The organism is Mesorhizobium qingshengii (genome assembly GCF_027563465.1).
GTDB lineage: Bacteria > Pseudomonadota > Alphaproteobacteria > Rhizobiales > Rhizobiaceae > Mesorhizobium > Mesorhizobium qingshengii_A.
The window spans coordinates 352068-366891 of sequence record NZ_JAPFQA010000004.1; the positions used below are offsets into that span (position 1 = coordinate 352068).

15 protein-coding genes are annotated in these 14824 nt (G+C 62.0%); 8 read left to right on the plus strand and 7 right to left on the minus strand.

Annotated elements, in window-relative coordinates:
- Positions 1 to 249: 249 nt before the first annotated feature.
- Entirely contained in the window at positions 250 to 951 is a 702-nt protein-coding gene (locus tag OOJ09_RS13005) for a DnaJ domain-containing protein (protein WP_269905599.1), read from the plus strand.
- Positions 952 to 997: 46 nt separating this feature from the next.
- Here the strand turns inward: OOJ09_RS13005 and OOJ09_RS13010 are convergent, their stop codons facing one another.
- Complete coding sequence (locus OOJ09_RS13010) at positions 998 to 2431, minus strand: SPOR domain-containing protein (protein ID WP_269905600.1); 1434 nt, start codon at positions 2429 to 2431, stop codon at positions 998 to 1000.
- A gap of 286 nt (positions 2432 to 2717) precedes the next feature.
- Between OOJ09_RS13010 and OOJ09_RS13015 the strand changes: the two genes are divergently transcribed.
- The 3 genes from OOJ09_RS13015 to clpA all read left to right on the plus strand — a co-directional run bounded on the left by OOJ09_RS13015 (position 2718) and on the right by clpA (position 6171).
- Positions 2718 to 3047: a phasin family protein gene (locus OOJ09_RS13015; RefSeq protein WP_091574827.1), complete on the plus strand. Its 330-nt coding sequence runs from the start codon at positions 2718 to 2720 to the stop codon at positions 3045 to 3047.
- A 319-nt stretch (positions 3048 to 3366) separates the two neighbouring features.
- Complete coding sequence (gene clpS / locus OOJ09_RS13020; RefSeq protein ID WP_167364898.1) at positions 3367 to 3696, plus strand: ATP-dependent Clp protease adapter ClpS; 330 nt, start codon at positions 3367 to 3369, stop codon at positions 3694 to 3696.
- 6 nt (positions 3697 to 3702) lie between these two features.
- Complete coding sequence (clpA, locus tag OOJ09_RS13025; RefSeq protein WP_269905601.1) at positions 3703 to 6171, plus strand: ATP-dependent Clp protease ATP-binding subunit ClpA; 2469 nt, start codon at positions 3703 to 3705, stop codon at positions 6169 to 6171.
- Positions 6172 to 6327: 156 nt separating this feature from the next.
- On the opposite strand, the gene OOJ09_RS13030 is transcribed toward clpA, so the two are convergent.
- The 6 genes from OOJ09_RS13030 to OOJ09_RS13055 all read right to left on the minus strand — a co-directional run bounded on the left by OOJ09_RS13030 (position 6328) and on the right by OOJ09_RS13055 (position 11078).
- Positions 6328 to 6762, minus strand: a complete 435-nt coding sequence (locus tag OOJ09_RS13030) for an HIT family protein (RefSeq protein ID WP_269905602.1) — start codon at positions 6760 to 6762, stop codon at positions 6328 to 6330.
- Positions 6763 to 6825: 63 nt separating this feature from the next.
- The gene (locus OOJ09_RS13035) at positions 6826 to 7833 is read right to left on the minus strand and encodes a sulfatase-like hydrolase/transferase (protein ID WP_269905603.1); all 1008 of its coding nucleotides are present in this window, start codon (positions 7831 to 7833) and stop codon (positions 6826 to 6828) included.
- 19 nt (positions 7834 to 7852) lie between these two features.
- On the minus strand, positions 7853 to 8434 hold the full coding sequence (locus OOJ09_RS13040) for a hypothetical protein (RefSeq protein WP_269905604.1): 582 nt from the start codon (positions 8432 to 8434) through the stop codon (positions 7853 to 7855).
- A 164-nt stretch (positions 8435 to 8598) separates the two neighbouring features.
- Entirely contained in the window at positions 8599 to 9813 is a 1215-nt protein-coding gene (locus OOJ09_RS13045) for a GNAT family N-acetyltransferase (RefSeq protein WP_269905605.1), read from the minus strand.
- A gap of 57 nt (positions 9814 to 9870) precedes the next feature.
- Positions 9871 to 10599: a glycerophosphodiester phosphodiesterase gene (locus tag OOJ09_RS13050; protein ID WP_269905606.1), complete on the minus strand. Its 729-nt coding sequence runs from the start codon at positions 10597 to 10599 to the stop codon at positions 9871 to 9873.
- 14 nt (positions 10600 to 10613) lie between these two features.
- Positions 10614 to 11078, minus strand: coding sequence for a RidA family protein (locus OOJ09_RS13055; protein ID WP_269905607.1), 465 nt, complete (start codon positions 11076 to 11078; stop codon positions 10614 to 10616).
- 138 nt (positions 11079 to 11216) lie between these two features.
- On the opposite strand from OOJ09_RS13055, the gene OOJ09_RS13060 reads away from it, so the two are divergent.
- The 4 genes from OOJ09_RS13060 to rpsB all read left to right on the plus strand — a co-directional run bounded on the left by OOJ09_RS13060 (position 11217) and on the right by rpsB (position 14762).
- Positions 11217 to 12044 (plus strand): cell envelope integrity EipB family protein, encoded by an 828-nt coding sequence (locus tag OOJ09_RS13060; protein ID WP_269905608.1) that lies wholly within the window; start codon positions 11217 to 11219, stop codon positions 12042 to 12044.
- Positions 12045 to 12155: 111 nt separating this feature from the next.
- Positions 12156 to 13454: a hypothetical protein gene (locus tag OOJ09_RS13065; protein WP_269905609.1), complete on the plus strand. Its 1299-nt coding sequence runs from the start codon at positions 12156 to 12158 to the stop codon at positions 13452 to 13454.
- 43 nt (positions 13455 to 13497) lie between these two features.
- Positions 13498 to 13776, plus strand: coding sequence for a DUF4031 domain-containing protein (locus tag OOJ09_RS13070; protein ID WP_091574809.1), 279 nt, complete (start codon positions 13498 to 13500; stop codon positions 13774 to 13776).
- A gap of 203 nt (positions 13777 to 13979) precedes the next feature.
- Positions 13980 to 14762 (plus strand): 30S ribosomal protein S2, encoded by a 783-nt coding sequence (gene rpsB / locus OOJ09_RS13075; RefSeq protein ID WP_269905610.1) that lies wholly within the window; start codon positions 13980 to 13982, stop codon positions 14760 to 14762.
- Positions 14763 to 14824 lie beyond the last annotated feature (62 nt).

A 14824-nucleotide genomic window follows, 5' to 3' on the forward strand; every position in this document is an offset into this window, starting at 1 on the left:
TTGCTCCACACTGGACTTGCCAGCGGCGCGACAACGCCACATCTTGAAATTCATGAGCGAGGAGAACCTGTCGAGGTCGACAAAGGCCGTTGTCGCGCCGGCCAAGCCTGAAGGCATCGCCGTCAGGGCCGGATCGCACGGCGTTTCTGTCTTCCTGTCGGGGGCAGGCCATGATTCCGGCGCAGAAAAAGTGTTTAGGGAACTTGCGCGGCTGTCCACACGGGCAGGGAATCCGCGGGGCGGTGGGAAATGTTAGGCGCGATTATCGTTCTGGGCGCATTGCTGCTGGTGCTTCTGAGCGCAGCCACCGCGTTCCTCCGTGCGGATCCGGCCAGGCTCGCAAGCGGAATGAGAACGCTGGCGCCGATCCTGCTGGCGCTGGTGGGCGGCACCTTGCTCCTGGTCGGGCGTGAAGGGATCGGCGGTATCATCCTGTTCGCGGCAATTGCATGGTATGGCGCCACGCGCGTGAGCCGTCCGGATGCGAAGCTGGCATCTGGAAAGCGCTCAACAGTGCGGACAGCCGCGCTCGAAATGGAGCTTGATCACGAAACGGGCGGTCTCGAAGGACTCGTTCTCGCCGGCCGCCATGACGGCAAGATTCTTGGCGCGATGGGGCAGGCTGAAATGCAGCAGCTTTACCGTGAGCTCTCCGGCGATCCGGAGAGCCGGCAATTGCTAGAGACGTATCTTGACGGCAGATTTCCCGTCTGGCGCAAAAACGCTGAGACGAACGGTGGCGAAGGGTTGGGTGTTGCGCCAGGTCCGGGCGCCATGACTAAGGAGGAGGCCTACAAGGTCCTTGGTCTTGAAGCGGGGGCCGCCGCGGCGGATGTCCGCAAGGCGCACCGCCGCCTGATGCAGCGCCTGCACCCCGATATCGGCGGCACGTCTTTCCTGGCGGCGCGGATCAACGAAGCCAAGGACGTCTTGCTCTCTAATCACAACTAGTCTCCTTCGACGCAGAATTCTTCCGGGAGATGGCTCCGACGCAGCCCTACTGCTGGACGGCGTAGCACTCGATGTTCTTCTTCTTCAAAGCGGTACAGGCCTTCCAGGCGGCGGTCTTCGAACCAAAGCCACCGAAGCGGGCGCGGTAATAGGTGACGCCGTCCTTGTCGAAGGCGACGGTGAAGCCGGAAGCGTCGGCCAGCACCTTGGGTGCCTGCTTGGCGGTCTTGTCGAGGACGGCCTGCGCTTCGGACTGTTTCGGCGACGAGGCGACCTGGATGGCCCAGCCCGACGGCACCGAAGCGGTATTGACCGGGTCGACAGCGGGCGTCGGCTCGGCATAGGCGGCCACGACCTGGGCCGTGGCGACCTGCGGGGCGGAGACGATGACTGTCTTCACCTTCTTCGCCGGAACAACCGGTTTGGTTTCTTCGACCGCGGCATTGTCGTCGGAGCTGTCATCGTCCTGGGCAACGGTCGAGTCGTCGGCGACGGCTGCATCGGCTGCATCGGCGCTGGCCACGGCCACCGGCTTGTCGTCCGGCGTCGGCGCGTCGTGCTTGGGCAGCAGCACCTTGGCAAGTGCCTTGATTGGGTTGCCGCTGTCAGCCTGGGCGACCAGGGCACCGCCGCCGCGCGTCGAAGCCCTGGGCAAGTAGGTGTTGATCAGGGACGCCATCTGGTTGTCGCGGCTGCCGCCGGAGGTGCCGCCCATGACCACGGCGACGAGGCGGCGATTGCCGTCCGATACGGACGAGACGAGATTGAATCCCGAGGCGCGGGTGTAACCGGTCTTGATGCCGTCGACGCCCTTGATGCGCCCCAACAGGCGATTGTGGCCATTGATCCGCTGACGGCCATAGAGAAAGGACCGCTGCGAGAAGTAGGCGTAATACTGCGGGAAATGTTCCCTGAGCGCGATGCCGAGAGTCGCCATGTCGCGTGCCGTCGTGAACTGGCCGGGGTCGGGCAAGCCGTTGGCATTGCGGAACACGGTGCCGTTCATGCCCAGCTGTCGCGCCTTGGCGGTCATCATGCGGGCGAAACTGGTTTCGTTGCCGCCGAGCATTTCACCGAGCGCGGTTGCCGAGTCGTTCGCCGACTTGGTGACTATCGACAGGATCGCGGTGTCGACGGTGACCGAGCCGCCAGCCTTCACGCCGAGTTTGGTCGGCGCCTCGGCGGCGGCATGGGCGGAAAACACGACAGGTGAGTTCCGGCTGATCCTGCCCTTCGCCAGCGCCTCGAAGGTCAGATAGAGCGTCATCATCTTGGTGAGAGAGGCCGGATAGCGCCTGCCATCGGCATCCGCCGAGTAAAGCACCTTGCCGGTCTTGGCGTCGACGACAATGGCGGCGGACCTTGCCGCCAGTGACGAGGCGGCATCGGCAACGACGAACGTCATCGCCATGGCGACGATCATGATCGTTTTAAGGGAAGAGGTGGATTTGGAAACGATGCCCGACAACGCCTGACGCACTGATACTTCCTTTGAATTCTCGTTGCTTCGGAGGCGGCAAAGGGATCCTGCCTCACTTTCGGCCAAGCTACCGAGGCAGCGTTACCAATCCGTTTATGGTAACCGCCGCGTTCACCATTTTCTTCGGGCTTGAAGCTCTCTTTATTCGATTTTTAGCCATTGCCTGCGCAGGCAGGCCCGCAGGACCAGCGGAATATTGACTTTTGTGCGGCGCACAATATATTAGCGTGCATTGCACAAGGGCGCCCCGAAGAAGGACGCTTCAACCGTCAAGGGAATGCGTGAAATGACCCAGACCTATGAGGACTTCAGCAAATACGGCAAAGAGTTCGCCGACACCGGATTGAAGAGCTTCGCTTCGCTCTCCAAGGGCGCGCAGGCGATCGCCACTGAGGCTGGCGAATACACCAAGAAGAGCTTCGAGGCCGGCAGCGCCGTGGTCGAGAAGATCCTTTCGGCCAAGTCGCTGGAAAAGGCGATCGAGATCCAGTCCGACTATGCCAAGCAGTCTTACGAGGCGTTCGTCGCCGAGGCCACCAAGATTGGCGACCTCTATGCCGAGCTCGCCAAGGAAGCCTACAAGCCGTTCGAATCGATTGTCGCCAAGGCGAAGTAATTTCGCCTGGGCGAAGTGATTTCGCCCGACGTCACCCATATCTGGCCCTTTGGGCCCGGGACAAAGCCCGGCTGCGGAAACGTGGCCGGGTTTTTTCATGCCAATTTCAGCTCCGGGGCCTCGCGCCCCCTCACGATTGCGAAAATCGGCCGGCACGATTGAAAAAATCGGCCCGGTTTCGCCACCTAGCCATATTGTCAGCTAAACAGAAGGGCTTAAAATCGTTCATCGAACACCTACATGTCGAACTCGCATGAGGATTCGAAAGAGGCAGGAATACGTGACTATCGGTTTGACTGCCACGAGACGCGTGGTGCGAATGCAAAACGGGGACGGCGACGGCAATGAGGCCGGCCGTGGGACGGCCGTCATTACGCGCACCAAAACCAAAACCAAGAAGCCCAGCCTCTATCGGGTCCTCATCCTCAACGACGACTACACGCCCATGGAGTTCGTGGTTCATGTGCTGGAGCGTTTTTTCCAGAAGGATCGCGAAGCCGCCACACGCATTATGCTTCATGTTCACAATCATGGGGTGGGCGAGTGCGGGGTCTATACATTCGAGGTGGCCGAGACCAAAGTGTCCCAGGTCATGGATTTCGCCCGACAGAATCAGCATCCGCTGCAATGCGTGATGGAGAAGAAGTGAGGTAACATGCCGGCTTTCTCCCAAGGCCTGGAAAAGGCGCTTCACCAGGCGCTGACGCTCGCCAATGAGCGGCACCATGAATATGCAACCCTTGAACATCTGCTGCTCGCGCTCATCGATGACACCGAGGCGGCCGCCGTTATGCGCGCCTGCAATGTCGATCTCGACGAACTGAAGCACACGGTGCTCACCTATATCGACACCGAGCTCGACAATCTCGTCACCGGCTACGACGAGGACTCCAAGCCAACAGCCGGTTTCCAGCGCGTCATCCAGCGCGCGGTGATCCATGTGCAGTCGTCGGGCCGCGAGGAAGTGTCGGGCGCCAACGTGCTCGTCGCCATCTTCGCCGAGCGCGAGAGCCATGCCGCCTATTTCCTGCAGGAACAGCAGATGACCCGCTATGACGCGGTCAACTACATCTCGCACGGCATCGCCAAGCGTCCCGGTGCATCCGAGACGCGCTCGCCACGTGGCGCCGATGACGAACAGGGCGGCCAGAACGGCGCCGAGCCTCAAGAGGAAGGCGGCAAGAAAAAGCAGCAGCAGGACGCGCTGACCGCATATTGCGTCAACCTCAACAACAAGGCCAAGGCCGGCAAGATCGATCCGCTGATCGGCCGCGAGTTGGAGATCAACCGCACCATCCAGGTGCTGTGCCGCCGTTCCAAGAACAACCCGCTCTATGTCGGTGATCCCGGCGTCGGCAAGACGGCGATCGCCGAGGGCCTCGCCAAGCGCATCGTCGAGGGCGATGTTCCCGAAGTGCTGCACAACGCCACCATCTTCGCGCTCGACATGGGCACGCTGTTGGCCGGCACGCGCTATCGCGGCGATTTCGAGGAACGGCTGAAGCAGGTCGTCAAGGAACTCGAGGATTATCCAGGTGCCGTGCTGTTCATCGACGAGATCCATACGGTGATCGGGGCCGGGGCGACATCGGGCGGTGCCATGGACGCATCCAACCTGTTGAAGCCGGCGCTGTCGTCGGGTGCGATCCGCTGCATCGGCTCGACCACCTACAAGGAGTTCCGCCAGTTCTTCGAGAAGGACCGCGCTTTGGTTCGGCGCTTCCAGAAGATCGACGTCAACGAGCCGACCATCGAGGACGCCATCGAGATCATGAAGGGTCTGAAGCCCTACTATGAGGAGTTCCACAAGGTGAAGTTCACCAACGAGGCGATCAAGGCCTCGGTGGAACTGTCGGCCCGCTATATCAACGACCGCAAGCTGCCGGACAAGGCGATCGACGTGATCGACGAGACCGGCGCCTCGCAGATGCTGGTGCCCGAGGCGAAGCGCAAGAAGACCATCGGCATCAAGGAGATCGAAGCGACGATCGCCACCATGGCCCGTATCCCGCCGAAGACGGTTTCGGCCGACGACGAGAAGGTGCTGCAGGGCCTCGACGTCGAGCTGAAGCGCGTCGTCTATGGTCAGGACACCGCGATCACCGCGCTGACCTCGGCCATCAAGCTGGCACGTGCCGGCCTGCGCGAGCCGGAAAAGCCGATCGGTTCCTACCTGTTCTCGGGGCCAACCGGCGTCGGCAAGACCGAAGTGGCCAAGCAATTGGCCGCCTCGCTCGGCGTCGAACTGATCCGCTTCGACATGTCGGAATACATGGAACGCCACACCGTATCGCGGCTGATCGGCGCGCCTCCCGGCTATGTCGGCTTCGACCAGGGCGGTCTTCTGACCGATGGCGTCGACCAGCATCCGCACTGCGTGCTGTTGCTGGACGAAGTCGAGAAGGCGCATCCGGACCTGTTCAACATCCTGTTGCAGGTGATGGACCACGGCAAACTGACCGACCACAACGGCAAGCAGATCGACTTCCGCAATGTGATCCTGATCATGACCACCAATGCGGGTGCATCCGATGCGCAGCGCGCGGCGATCGGTTTCGGTTCGACCAAGCGCGAAGGCGACGATGTCGAGGCGATCAACCGGCTGTTCACGCCGGAGTTCCGCAACCGGCTCGATGCGATCATTCCGTTCGGCTCGCTGCCAGTGCCGGTCATCCATCAGGTGGTGCAGAAGTTCGTCATGCAGCTCGAGGCCCAGCTGTCGGAACGTGGCGTCACCTTCGACCTGTCCCCGGAGGCGATCGCCTGGCTGGCCGACAAGGGCTATGACGAGCGCATGGGGGCGCGGCCGCTCGGCCGGGTCATCCAGGAGCACATCAAGAAGCCGCTGGCTGACGAGGTGCTGTTCGGCAAGCTGAAGAAGGGCGGCACGGTGCGCGTCACCGTCGAGAAGAAGGAAACCGGCGAGACCGGCCTGAAGCTCGAATCGCTCGCCGACGAGGCTCCGGTCAAGCCGAAGAAGGAAGAGCCTGAGGATGCTCCCAAGCCGCGCAAGGCCGTGGCGAAAAAGCCCGCGGCGAAGAAGCTGGTGATGCAGAAGCCGGAGCCCAAGGGCAAGGACGGCGGCAAGCGCAGCCTCGTGCCGCAACTGCCACGAAAGAACTGACCCTGACGAAAGTCGAAAAAGCCCCGGAAACGGGGCTTTTTTCATTGGCTCAACGGGTGCAGGTGACCATTCAGATAGCCATCCTGAACGGTGCGCCACGATCGGAAAGTCGAGGATCGTCCAGGCCATTCAAAGCCGATGATCGAAGGCTGAACGTCACCGCACCGCCAGCGCTGCCCGTATCTTTTCGGCATTCCGCGCCAGCACTTCGGGCTTCTCCATCCCGCCCGTGTGCGGCTTCAGCGGGACGCCGTCGAAGCGCGGGATGACATGCACGTGAAGATGATAGACGGTCTGCCCCGAGGCCGGCTCATTGAACTGCAGGATGGTCACGCCATCGGCGCCGAAGGCTCCCTTCACCGCCAACGCCACTTTCTGGACGACCGTGAAAAGCGGACCGAATGTCGATGGATCGGCGTCGAGCAGGTTGCGCGACGGCGCCTTCGGCACCACGAGCGTATGGCCCGGCCCTTGCGGCATCACGTCCATGAACGCCACCACAGCCTCATCCTCGTAGACGCGGTGCGAAGGGATTTCGCCGCGCAGGATCTTGGCGAAGATGTTGTCGGTGTCATAGGCGGTTTCAGCCATGGCGAACGCTCCGGATTGTGGTTCGCCCGGTGTAGCCGAAGCCTCCCGTGGGCGGCAAGGCAATCAGGCGAGGTCGACCATGCCTGCATCGACAAGCGTGCGGTGGAAACGCCTTTTGCGCGGCGATGCGCTTTCGAAGTAAGGCGCGGCGCACTCGTTCAACAAGGCGGCTCGCGTGGCGAACACCGCATCGAGCGGCAGCCCGGCCGCCAGCAAGGTCAGCGTCGACAGGAAGGCCGAATCGAGCACCGGCGGAGCAGGGAGATCGTCCGGCAGTTCGCCGTTGATGGGCTCGATCGCGTAAAATGTCTCGCGCAAGGCCAGGTCGGAAGGCGGCAAGCCAGTAAGCGATGTGGTGAACGACGGCTGGTGGTCGCCATAGCGAATGATGATGGCCGGTTGGCCGTCCAGCAGGACTTCGAGCCGTTTGCGAAAGGACGCATAAGCCGCGACGCTCTCGGCCAACCGCACGACATATTCGCCGTAAGATGCGACGCCGGTCGCGGCGACGGCTTCGCGGCGCAGTTCAGCATGCCGGTCGACCGGGAAAACGCGGCGGCGGTGGTCGCCATGGTTCATGAGTGTCGTTATCGAGAGAAAGCAGGGCCTGCCGTCCGCCAAGCGGCGCGAAAGCTGATCGAGCCCATGGTCATAAAGTTGCCCGTCATGATTTTCCCGCTTCCAGCGCTCGGCATCGAACGGGGGCGGCAAGGTTTCGGCATAGCTGACATCATCGAAGCCGATCGACTTGTAGAACCGGCCGCAACTGACGAAGGAAGGCCGGTCGCAGCTGATATGCGACACGCTGTAGCCGATACCGGTCAGGACAGAGGGAAGCGCATGCCGCACGCGCCCGCTCAGAAGATGAAAGACGAAGCGGCTGTCGTTCCCAAACGACAGCGAGGAGAGACCCGTCAGCACCGAAAATTCCGTCTGCAGGGTGCTGCCGCCAAAGACGTCGACATGCAGCGTTCCACAGAGGCTGTCCGGCGGCGTGAAGAACGGCTCGAATGCCTGATTGACGGGTATGCCGAGCCGTCGCGGGTCAAATGTCGATTCATGCATGATCATGACGATATGCGGCGGTTTCTCATACGCCGACCGTCTTTGCCGGCACTGGCGGCAAGAGCGGCAGCGGGTCCGGATCGATGTCGACAAAGCCTGGCAGCCGCGATGGACCCGCGCCGAACCATGAGGCGACAAAGGCGGAGAGATGAACCCGGTCGTCGGTCAGGTGGTGGAAGCGAAATCGCTTCAACCCTCCACTCACCCAGAAAACGCATAGATATACGATTGCCGTCGCCCCGAACAACGCTAGTCGCTGTGGCAACGGCATTGCCGGCTCTGCAAACGTCAACGCCAGAACAACGATCAGTGCGAGGATCGCGATCATGCCGGCCAGGGCGGGAATTGCCATGCGCGCGTGGTCGGCCAGAACAGTTCGAAAACTGCTTGCCGCGAGATGACAGATATCGCCGGCCAGGAAATTGAAACCGAGATGACGATATTTCAGTTTGGAAACGATGCCGATCGCCGCGGTCAACATCAACGCAGCCCACAAGGCGACGACGTTGCCTGGAAAAACGAGATGCGCGAGGCCAAAGAGAAGAAAGAAGGTTGCAAAGCCAAGGGGCCACGCCGAGCGCTTGCCTTCCAGCCAGGCAACCAGCAACGAGGCGGCCACGAGTCCCGCCGCACCGAGCCATTGCCCGACACCCAGAGATCCCAAACCCTGCATGCTTCCCCCGTGGGTGCCTGAGCACCCATGCCCCGAGCTTGGCTTAGCGGATTCCGGCTGGACGGTAAACAGCGGCGGCTGCCACGCCGAAAGGCCTGTTATTCCTCCAGGTCTTTGCGGAACGGGGTGTGCTCTCCCAGATATTCGCCCATCCGTTCCACCTCGCGCCGTTCGCGCTTGAGATAGTCGGCAACAGCGTTGCGCAGCCCGGGATGGGCGATGTAGTGCGCGGAATGCATGGTCACCGGCTGGTAGCCGCGCGCCAGCTTGTGTTCGCCCTGCGCGCCCGCCTCGACCACCTTCAGCTTGCGCTCGATGGCGAAGTCGATCGCCTGATGGTAGCAGACCTCGAAATGCAGGAAGGGGTGGTCCTCGATGCAGCCCCAGTTGCGGCCATAGAGCGCGTCGGAGCCGATGAAATTTATGGCGCCGGCAACATAGCGCCCGTTGCGCCTGGCCATGACCAGCAGGATGTCGTCGGCCATGCGCTCGCCGATCAGCGAGAAGAACTGGCGGTTGAGATAGGGCCGGCCCCATTTGCGGCTGCCGGTGTCCATGTAGAAGGCGAAGAAGTCGTCCCAGGCCTTTTCGGTGAGGTCCTTGCCGGTCAGCCAGTCGATCGAGATGCCGTCGGCGAGCGCCTCGCGCCTTTCCTTCTTCATCGCCTTGCGCTTGCGCGAGGCGAGGGTGGCGAGGAAATCGTCGTAGGTTGAAAAGCCTTCGTTGAAGAAGTGGAACTGCTGGTCGGTGCGATGCAGGAAACCTGCCGCTTCCAGCACCTCCACGTCGCTCTCCTGCGCGAAGGTGACATGTGCGGAAGAGACGCCAAGCTTGTCGGTGACCGCCTTCAGTCCGGCAGCCAGCCCGGCCTTCACGGTGCCGATGTCCTCGCCCCTGGTGACCAGCAGGCGAGGGCCGGTGACCGGCGTGAACGGCACCGAGCATTGCAGTTTGGGATAGTAGCGACCGCCGGCACGATCGAAGGCATCCGACCAGCCATGATCGAACACATATTCGCCCTGGCTGTGCGACTTGAGATAGCACGGGACCGCACCGAGCAGCCTGCCTTGCGCGTTCTCCAGCCTCAGGTGATGACCTTGCCAGCCGGTGCGCCGCACGGCGCAACCAGACTCTTCGAGTGCGCTCAGAAAAGCGAATGAAACAAGGGGGTTGTAGCCGTTTTCCGTGCCGCTGCGCGTGGTGCCGCCGAAGCTGTTCCACTCATCGCAGGTGAAAGCGCCGATGCCCGCGGCGACGCGGATCGAATAGTCCGCATTTGCTGTCTGCCCATCGCCGTCGTCGCCCTGATCCATGAGGCTTATTTAAGCTCCGTCCGGCTTGGTACAAGTCACGTTTCAGGCAACCCGACCTCAGGCCGCATTGACAAGATCGGGCTCGAATCCTTCGAACGTCATCTGGTCGGCGTATTTGAAGGTCAGGTCGACAGCCGGCTGGTCGTGCACGGTCCAGGTGATCACTGGCATGCCGAGCTTTTCACGCACAAAGCTGACGAACCGGTTCGGCAGATCACCGGCGGCGTAGGAAGTGAAGGCGATCTCGTGCGCCAGCATGGCGAAATGTGCCTCGATCAGCTGGTTTTCCTTGCCATAGGCGGTCAATCCGGCCGGAATGCCCGGCGCGTGTTTGGAAAAATCGCGGATCAGCCAGTGATCGAACGACATGATCGCCGCTTTACCCTTGTAGCGCTTCAGGATCTTGCCGACACGCGCCACGAGGCCCTCGTCGCGGCCGGGAACCCCTTTCAACTCCACCACCATCGGTACGCGGCCATCGACCAGGTCGAGCGCTTCCCGCAGCGTCGGCACATGGTCAGCCGTGCCACCGACTTTCAGCGCACCCATCTCAGCCGCGGTGCGCTGCCAGACGAAGCCGTCCTGTCCGGTCAGCCTTTGCAGGTCGCCATCATGGATGATGACGGGAACGCCGTCAGACGACAGATGCACGTCGCATTCGATGGCATAGCCGCGCTCGGCCGCCGCAGCGAAAGCGGAAAGCGTGTTTTCCCATCGCGTCTTGTTCATGTCGTGGAAGCCGCGATGGGCGACGGGCCGGGCGGTCAGCCAGGATAGGTCGGTCATGGTTGTCTCCTGGCTCATTCGACTTCGAAGATCGCTTCGATCTCCACTGCGGCATTAAGCGGCAGGGACGCCGTGCCGACGGCGGAGCGGGCATGCTTGCCGCGCTCGCCGAGTGCCGCGACCAGGAAATCGGAGGCGCCGTTGGCGACCAGATGCTGTTCGACAAAATCCGGCGTGGAGGCGACGAAGACGGTGATCTTCACCAGGCGGCGGATTTTCTCGAGGTCGCCGAGTGCGGCCTTGGCCTGCGCCAGGATGTTGATCGCGCAGTACTTTGCCGCGTCCTTGCCGGCCGCGGTGTCGGCATCCCGGCCAAGCGGGCCGCTCGCCTGCAGCTTGCCGTCCTTGAGCGGCAACTGTCCGGCGGTGAACAGCAGGTTGCCGGTTCTGCAATAGGGCACGTAGTTGGCGGCGGGCGCGGCGGCGACAGGAAGTGTCACGCCCAGATCGCTTAGCCGCTTTTCGATTGTCTCACTCATTGGTTTTCCCTATTGCTGGAAGGCGCCGCGCTGGCCGGGCCGAAATTGCTATTTTTGCCTCGCTTCCGCCACGACTTTTTTTAAGCTGGACCATCTTTCCCTGCGGCCTGCCACCAGCCGCGACGATCGGAGCACCTCATGCGCGCAATGCGCTTTGCATTTCCTGCCGTTCTGTTATCGGCGGTCTTCTCGATGGGCCCTGCTTTTGCCGTGCCGGCACTGCAAGCGCATCGCGCTGTTTACGACCTCACGCTCGACAAGGCTTCCGATCGCTCTGGGATAACAGGCATATCCGGCCGCATGGTCTATGAGTTCAACGGCTCGGCTTGCGAAGGCTATACGGTGAAATTCCGCTTCGTCACCCAGATCGTCACCGCCGACAACACGAGGCTGACGGACCAGCAGACGACCACTTTCGAAGATGCGGAAGGCAAGACATTCTCGTTCGTGACGAAATCCTTCGTCGACCAGAACCTCGACAAGGAGGTCAAGGGCATCGCGACGAAAGAGACAAAGGGGCTCAAGGTCGATATCGACAAGCCCGAAAAGAACAGCCTCGAGCTGGCCGCGACCCAGTTTCCGACGCAGCATCTGGTCGAGCTGATCGGCAAGGCCGAGAAGGGCGAGAGCTTCTATGAAACCAACCTGTTCGACGGCTCCGAGGACGCCAACAAGGTGATGACCACCACTGTCGTGGTCGGCAAGAAAACCGATGCCGACAAGACCGACCCGGAGGCGCCGGCGCTGGCGAAGCTCGCCACCGACAAATACTGGCCGGTCGAGATCGCCTATTTCGACGGTACCGACAAGTCAGGCGAAGAGGTGCCCGAATACCGGATCAGCTTCAAGCTGCATGAGAACGGCATCACCCGCGACCTCGTCATGGACTATGGCGACTTCTCGATGACGGGAAAGCTGGTCAATCTTTCATTGTTCGACCAGTCGAAAGCCTGCCCCACGAAATAGTGCCGTGGCTGACGCTTTTGACTAACCTCGACACGGCGCCCGCGCGGTCAAGGACTTGAACGCGCCGCAATTGCTTCTCACCTTCTCTCTCGGATTTTGCGGGGGAGCAGCTTGAGCAGGATCGATGTTTTCGTGGCGCCAAGGCCCAACCCGGCGCTGATCAACATCATGACGTCGGTCAACCGGATCGTCATGCTGCGGGGTGTCCCGGGCCTTCGCGATATCTTGCCGTTCAACCGCCTGGCCGGGTTGCGCGGCGTCGCCAACATCCGTCACATCGATTTTCCCGATGCCGACCTTCAGCGGCTGCGGGCCAGTTGCGGTACAGGCAAGGCCACCTTCATCACGCCCAATCATCCCGAGTTCTTCACCGACTGGATGATCGACAAGGAGATCGTGTCGCAGGTCAGCCCGCTCACGGCCTCCTGGGCGACGAACGGTGTCGTCAACGGTCTCGGCCGGCTGATGCAGAAATTCTGGCTGGCCAACAACCTGATCGCCCAGATACCCGGCAACAGCGCTGCCGCCAGGGAGCACTCGGTGGCCTGGGCCGTGAAAGGACATGGCGTGCTCCTGCACCCCGAAGGCGGCGTCGGCTGGCACGGCAATGTCGTTGCGCCATTGCTGCCGGGCGCCGTGGAAATGGGGCTCGAAGCTCTCAGGCAGGGGCGGGCGGCTGATCCGAATTTCAAGGTCTGGATCGCGCCGGTGGTCTGGAAACTCGCCTTCACCGGGAATGTGGAGCGGGCGCTGGCAAAGGAGTGCGCCTATGTCGAGCGAAATCTGAAAATCGAGCGCAACCCCACCGACACGCTGCCGCAGCGCATCCATCAAATCTATTCGATGCTGCTGGCCCGCGATGAGGCCGCCTGGGCCATGCCATCCGACGAAAGCGCACCCTATGCCGAGCGCCAGCAGGTGTTGCTGCTCGCGCTGGGCCGCCGGCTTGGTGAAGCCATCTCATTCGACGCTGCCGACGCCCCCATCGCCGAGCTTCTGCGGCGGTCGCGCCGCTGGCAGCGCGAGAACGCCGGCGATGTCGAACGTCAGAAGCGGGTCCGCGCGCTCGCCGACACGATCCAGAGATTGCAACGTGTCGGGTCCTGGGCGTCGGCCAATCCGAGCATCACGCAGGAGGAGATCGCCGAACATCTGAAACGGATTCGCAACGACTATTGCAGGAGCGGACTGCGCGACACGATGAACCGGTTCATTCCGCAGCCGGTCGGGCCGCGTTGCGCCCATATCCGGGTGCCCGATCCACTTGGTCTGCATGCCTATGCCGGCTCGGTCGAGGATGCGGTTGCCGAGTTGCACCGGCGTATGCAGGAAACAGTGACCGGCACGGTGGTGGAAGTCGAGGCCGGTCGCGGCTTCATTTTCCATCCGAATCCCTTCTATCATCGCTAGGCGGGTTCCGACCGGCGCGAACTGAAGGAATGCGGCGAGCCTCATGGCGGTCTATGTCGACGCGGCGATCTGGAAATGGGTTGGTCATCGCTGGTGCCATCTGCTCGCCGACGACACCGACGAGTTGCATCGCTTCGCCGCGGAGCTTGGCATCAAGCGCTCATCCTACCAGGGACCACCCAAGACATCGGCGCCGCACTATGACATAACCGGCTTCGAGCGCGACCGCGCGGTGCGGCTCGGCGCCATCGAATGCAGCCGCGAGGAGATCGTCGCGATCTTCAGGCGGGTGAGGGTGCCGAACGGCAAGGTAAAGCGCTGACGGCAGGGCGCGCATCGTCGCACGCCGGACCACAGAAGCCACACGACTTGCGTTTGTCGCGCATCCCCTCTATATGCGCGCTCATTCCACACACGGACTTTGGTGTCTGCCCGGGAGAAATCCGGCTGAAACCTCCGGTGGCGTTCGAGGACAAAGTCCAAGAATGCCTGTGTCCGTGGAGGCTAACCGGAAAGGAAATAAGAATGGCTCTGCCTGATTTCAGCATGCGCCAGCTTTTGGAAGCTGGCATTCACTTCGGCCACCAGACCCACCGCTGGAACCCGAAGATGGCGCCCTACATCTATGGCGCTCGCAACAACATCCACATCATCGACCTCTCGCAGACGGTGCCTTTGCTGCACCAGGCGTTGAAGCAGGTTTCCGACACTGTCGCCAAGGGCGGCCGCGTGCTGTTCGTCGGCACCAAGCGCCAGGCTTCGGACATTGTTGCCGACGCCGCTCAGCGTTCGGCCCAGTATTATGTCAACTCCCGCTGGCTTGGCGGCATGCTGACCAACTGGAAGACGATCTCGAACTCGATCCGGCGCCTGCGCAAGCTCGACGAGATGCTGGCCGGCGAGGCACAGGGCCTGACCAAGAAGGAGCGCCTGAACCTCGACCGCGAACGCGAGAAGCTCGACAAGGCGCTCGGCGGCATCAAGGACATGGGCTCGACGCCCGATCTGATGTTCGTGATCGACACCAACAAGGAAGCGATCGCCATTCTCGAGGCCAAGCGCCTCGGCATTCCGGTGGTCGCCATCATCGATTCGAACTGCGATCCGGACAAGATTGATTTCCCGATCCCCGGAAATGACGACGCGGCCCGCGCCATCCAGCTGTATTGCGATCTGATCGCCAAGGCTGCGATCGACGGCATCGCCCGTCAGCAGGGCGCGCTCGGCGTCGATATCGGCGCTTCCATCGAAGCTCCGGTCGAGCCGGCGCTCGACCCGGCCCCGGCATCGGAAACCCCCGAAGCCTGATAGTCGAAGGCCGGTTGCGGCCTTCATCTTTCTCGTATTTTGGCACGCTAAACAGACGCATC

Coding starts and splice junctions, on each gene's coding strand:
- OOJ09_RS13005 (WP_269905599.1), top strand. CDS start 250: ATGTTAGGCGCGATTATCGTTCTGGGCGCATTGCTGCTGGTGCTTCTG.
- OOJ09_RS13015 (WP_091574827.1), top strand. CDS start 2,718: ATGACCCAGACCTATGAGGACTTCAGCAAATACGGCAAAGAGTTCGCC.
- clpS (WP_167364898.1), top strand. CDS start 3,367: ATGCAAAACGGGGACGGCGACGGCAATGAGGCCGGCCGTGGGACGGCC.
- clpA (WP_269905601.1), top strand. CDS start 3,703: ATGCCGGCTTTCTCCCAAGGCCTGGAAAAGGCGCTTCACCAGGCGCTG.
- OOJ09_RS13030 (WP_269905602.1), bottom strand. CDS start 6,762: ATGGCTGAAACCGCCTATGACACCGACAACATCTTCGCCAAGATCCTG.
- OOJ09_RS13035 (WP_269905603.1), bottom strand. CDS start 7,833: ATGATCATGCATGAATCGACATTTGACCCGCGACGGCTCGGCATACCC.
- OOJ09_RS13045 (WP_269905605.1), bottom strand. CDS start 9,813: ATGGATCAGGGCGACGACGGCGATGGGCAGACAGCAAATGCGGACTAT.
- OOJ09_RS13050 (WP_269905606.1), bottom strand. CDS start 10,599: ATGACCGACCTATCCTGGCTGACCGCCCGGCCCGTCGCCCATCGCGGC.
- OOJ09_RS13055 (WP_269905607.1), bottom strand. CDS start 11,078: ATGAGTGAGACAATCGAAAAGCGGCTAAGCGATCTGGGCGTGACACTT.
- OOJ09_RS13060 (WP_269905608.1), top strand. CDS start 11,217: ATGCGCGCAATGCGCTTTGCATTTCCTGCCGTTCTGTTATCGGCGGTC.
- OOJ09_RS13070 (WP_091574809.1), top strand. CDS start 13,498: ATGGCGGTCTATGTCGACGCGGCGATCTGGAAATGGGTTGGTCATCGC.
- rpsB (WP_269905610.1), top strand. CDS start 13,980: ATGGCTCTGCCTGATTTCAGCATGCGCCAGCTTTTGGAAGCTGGCATT.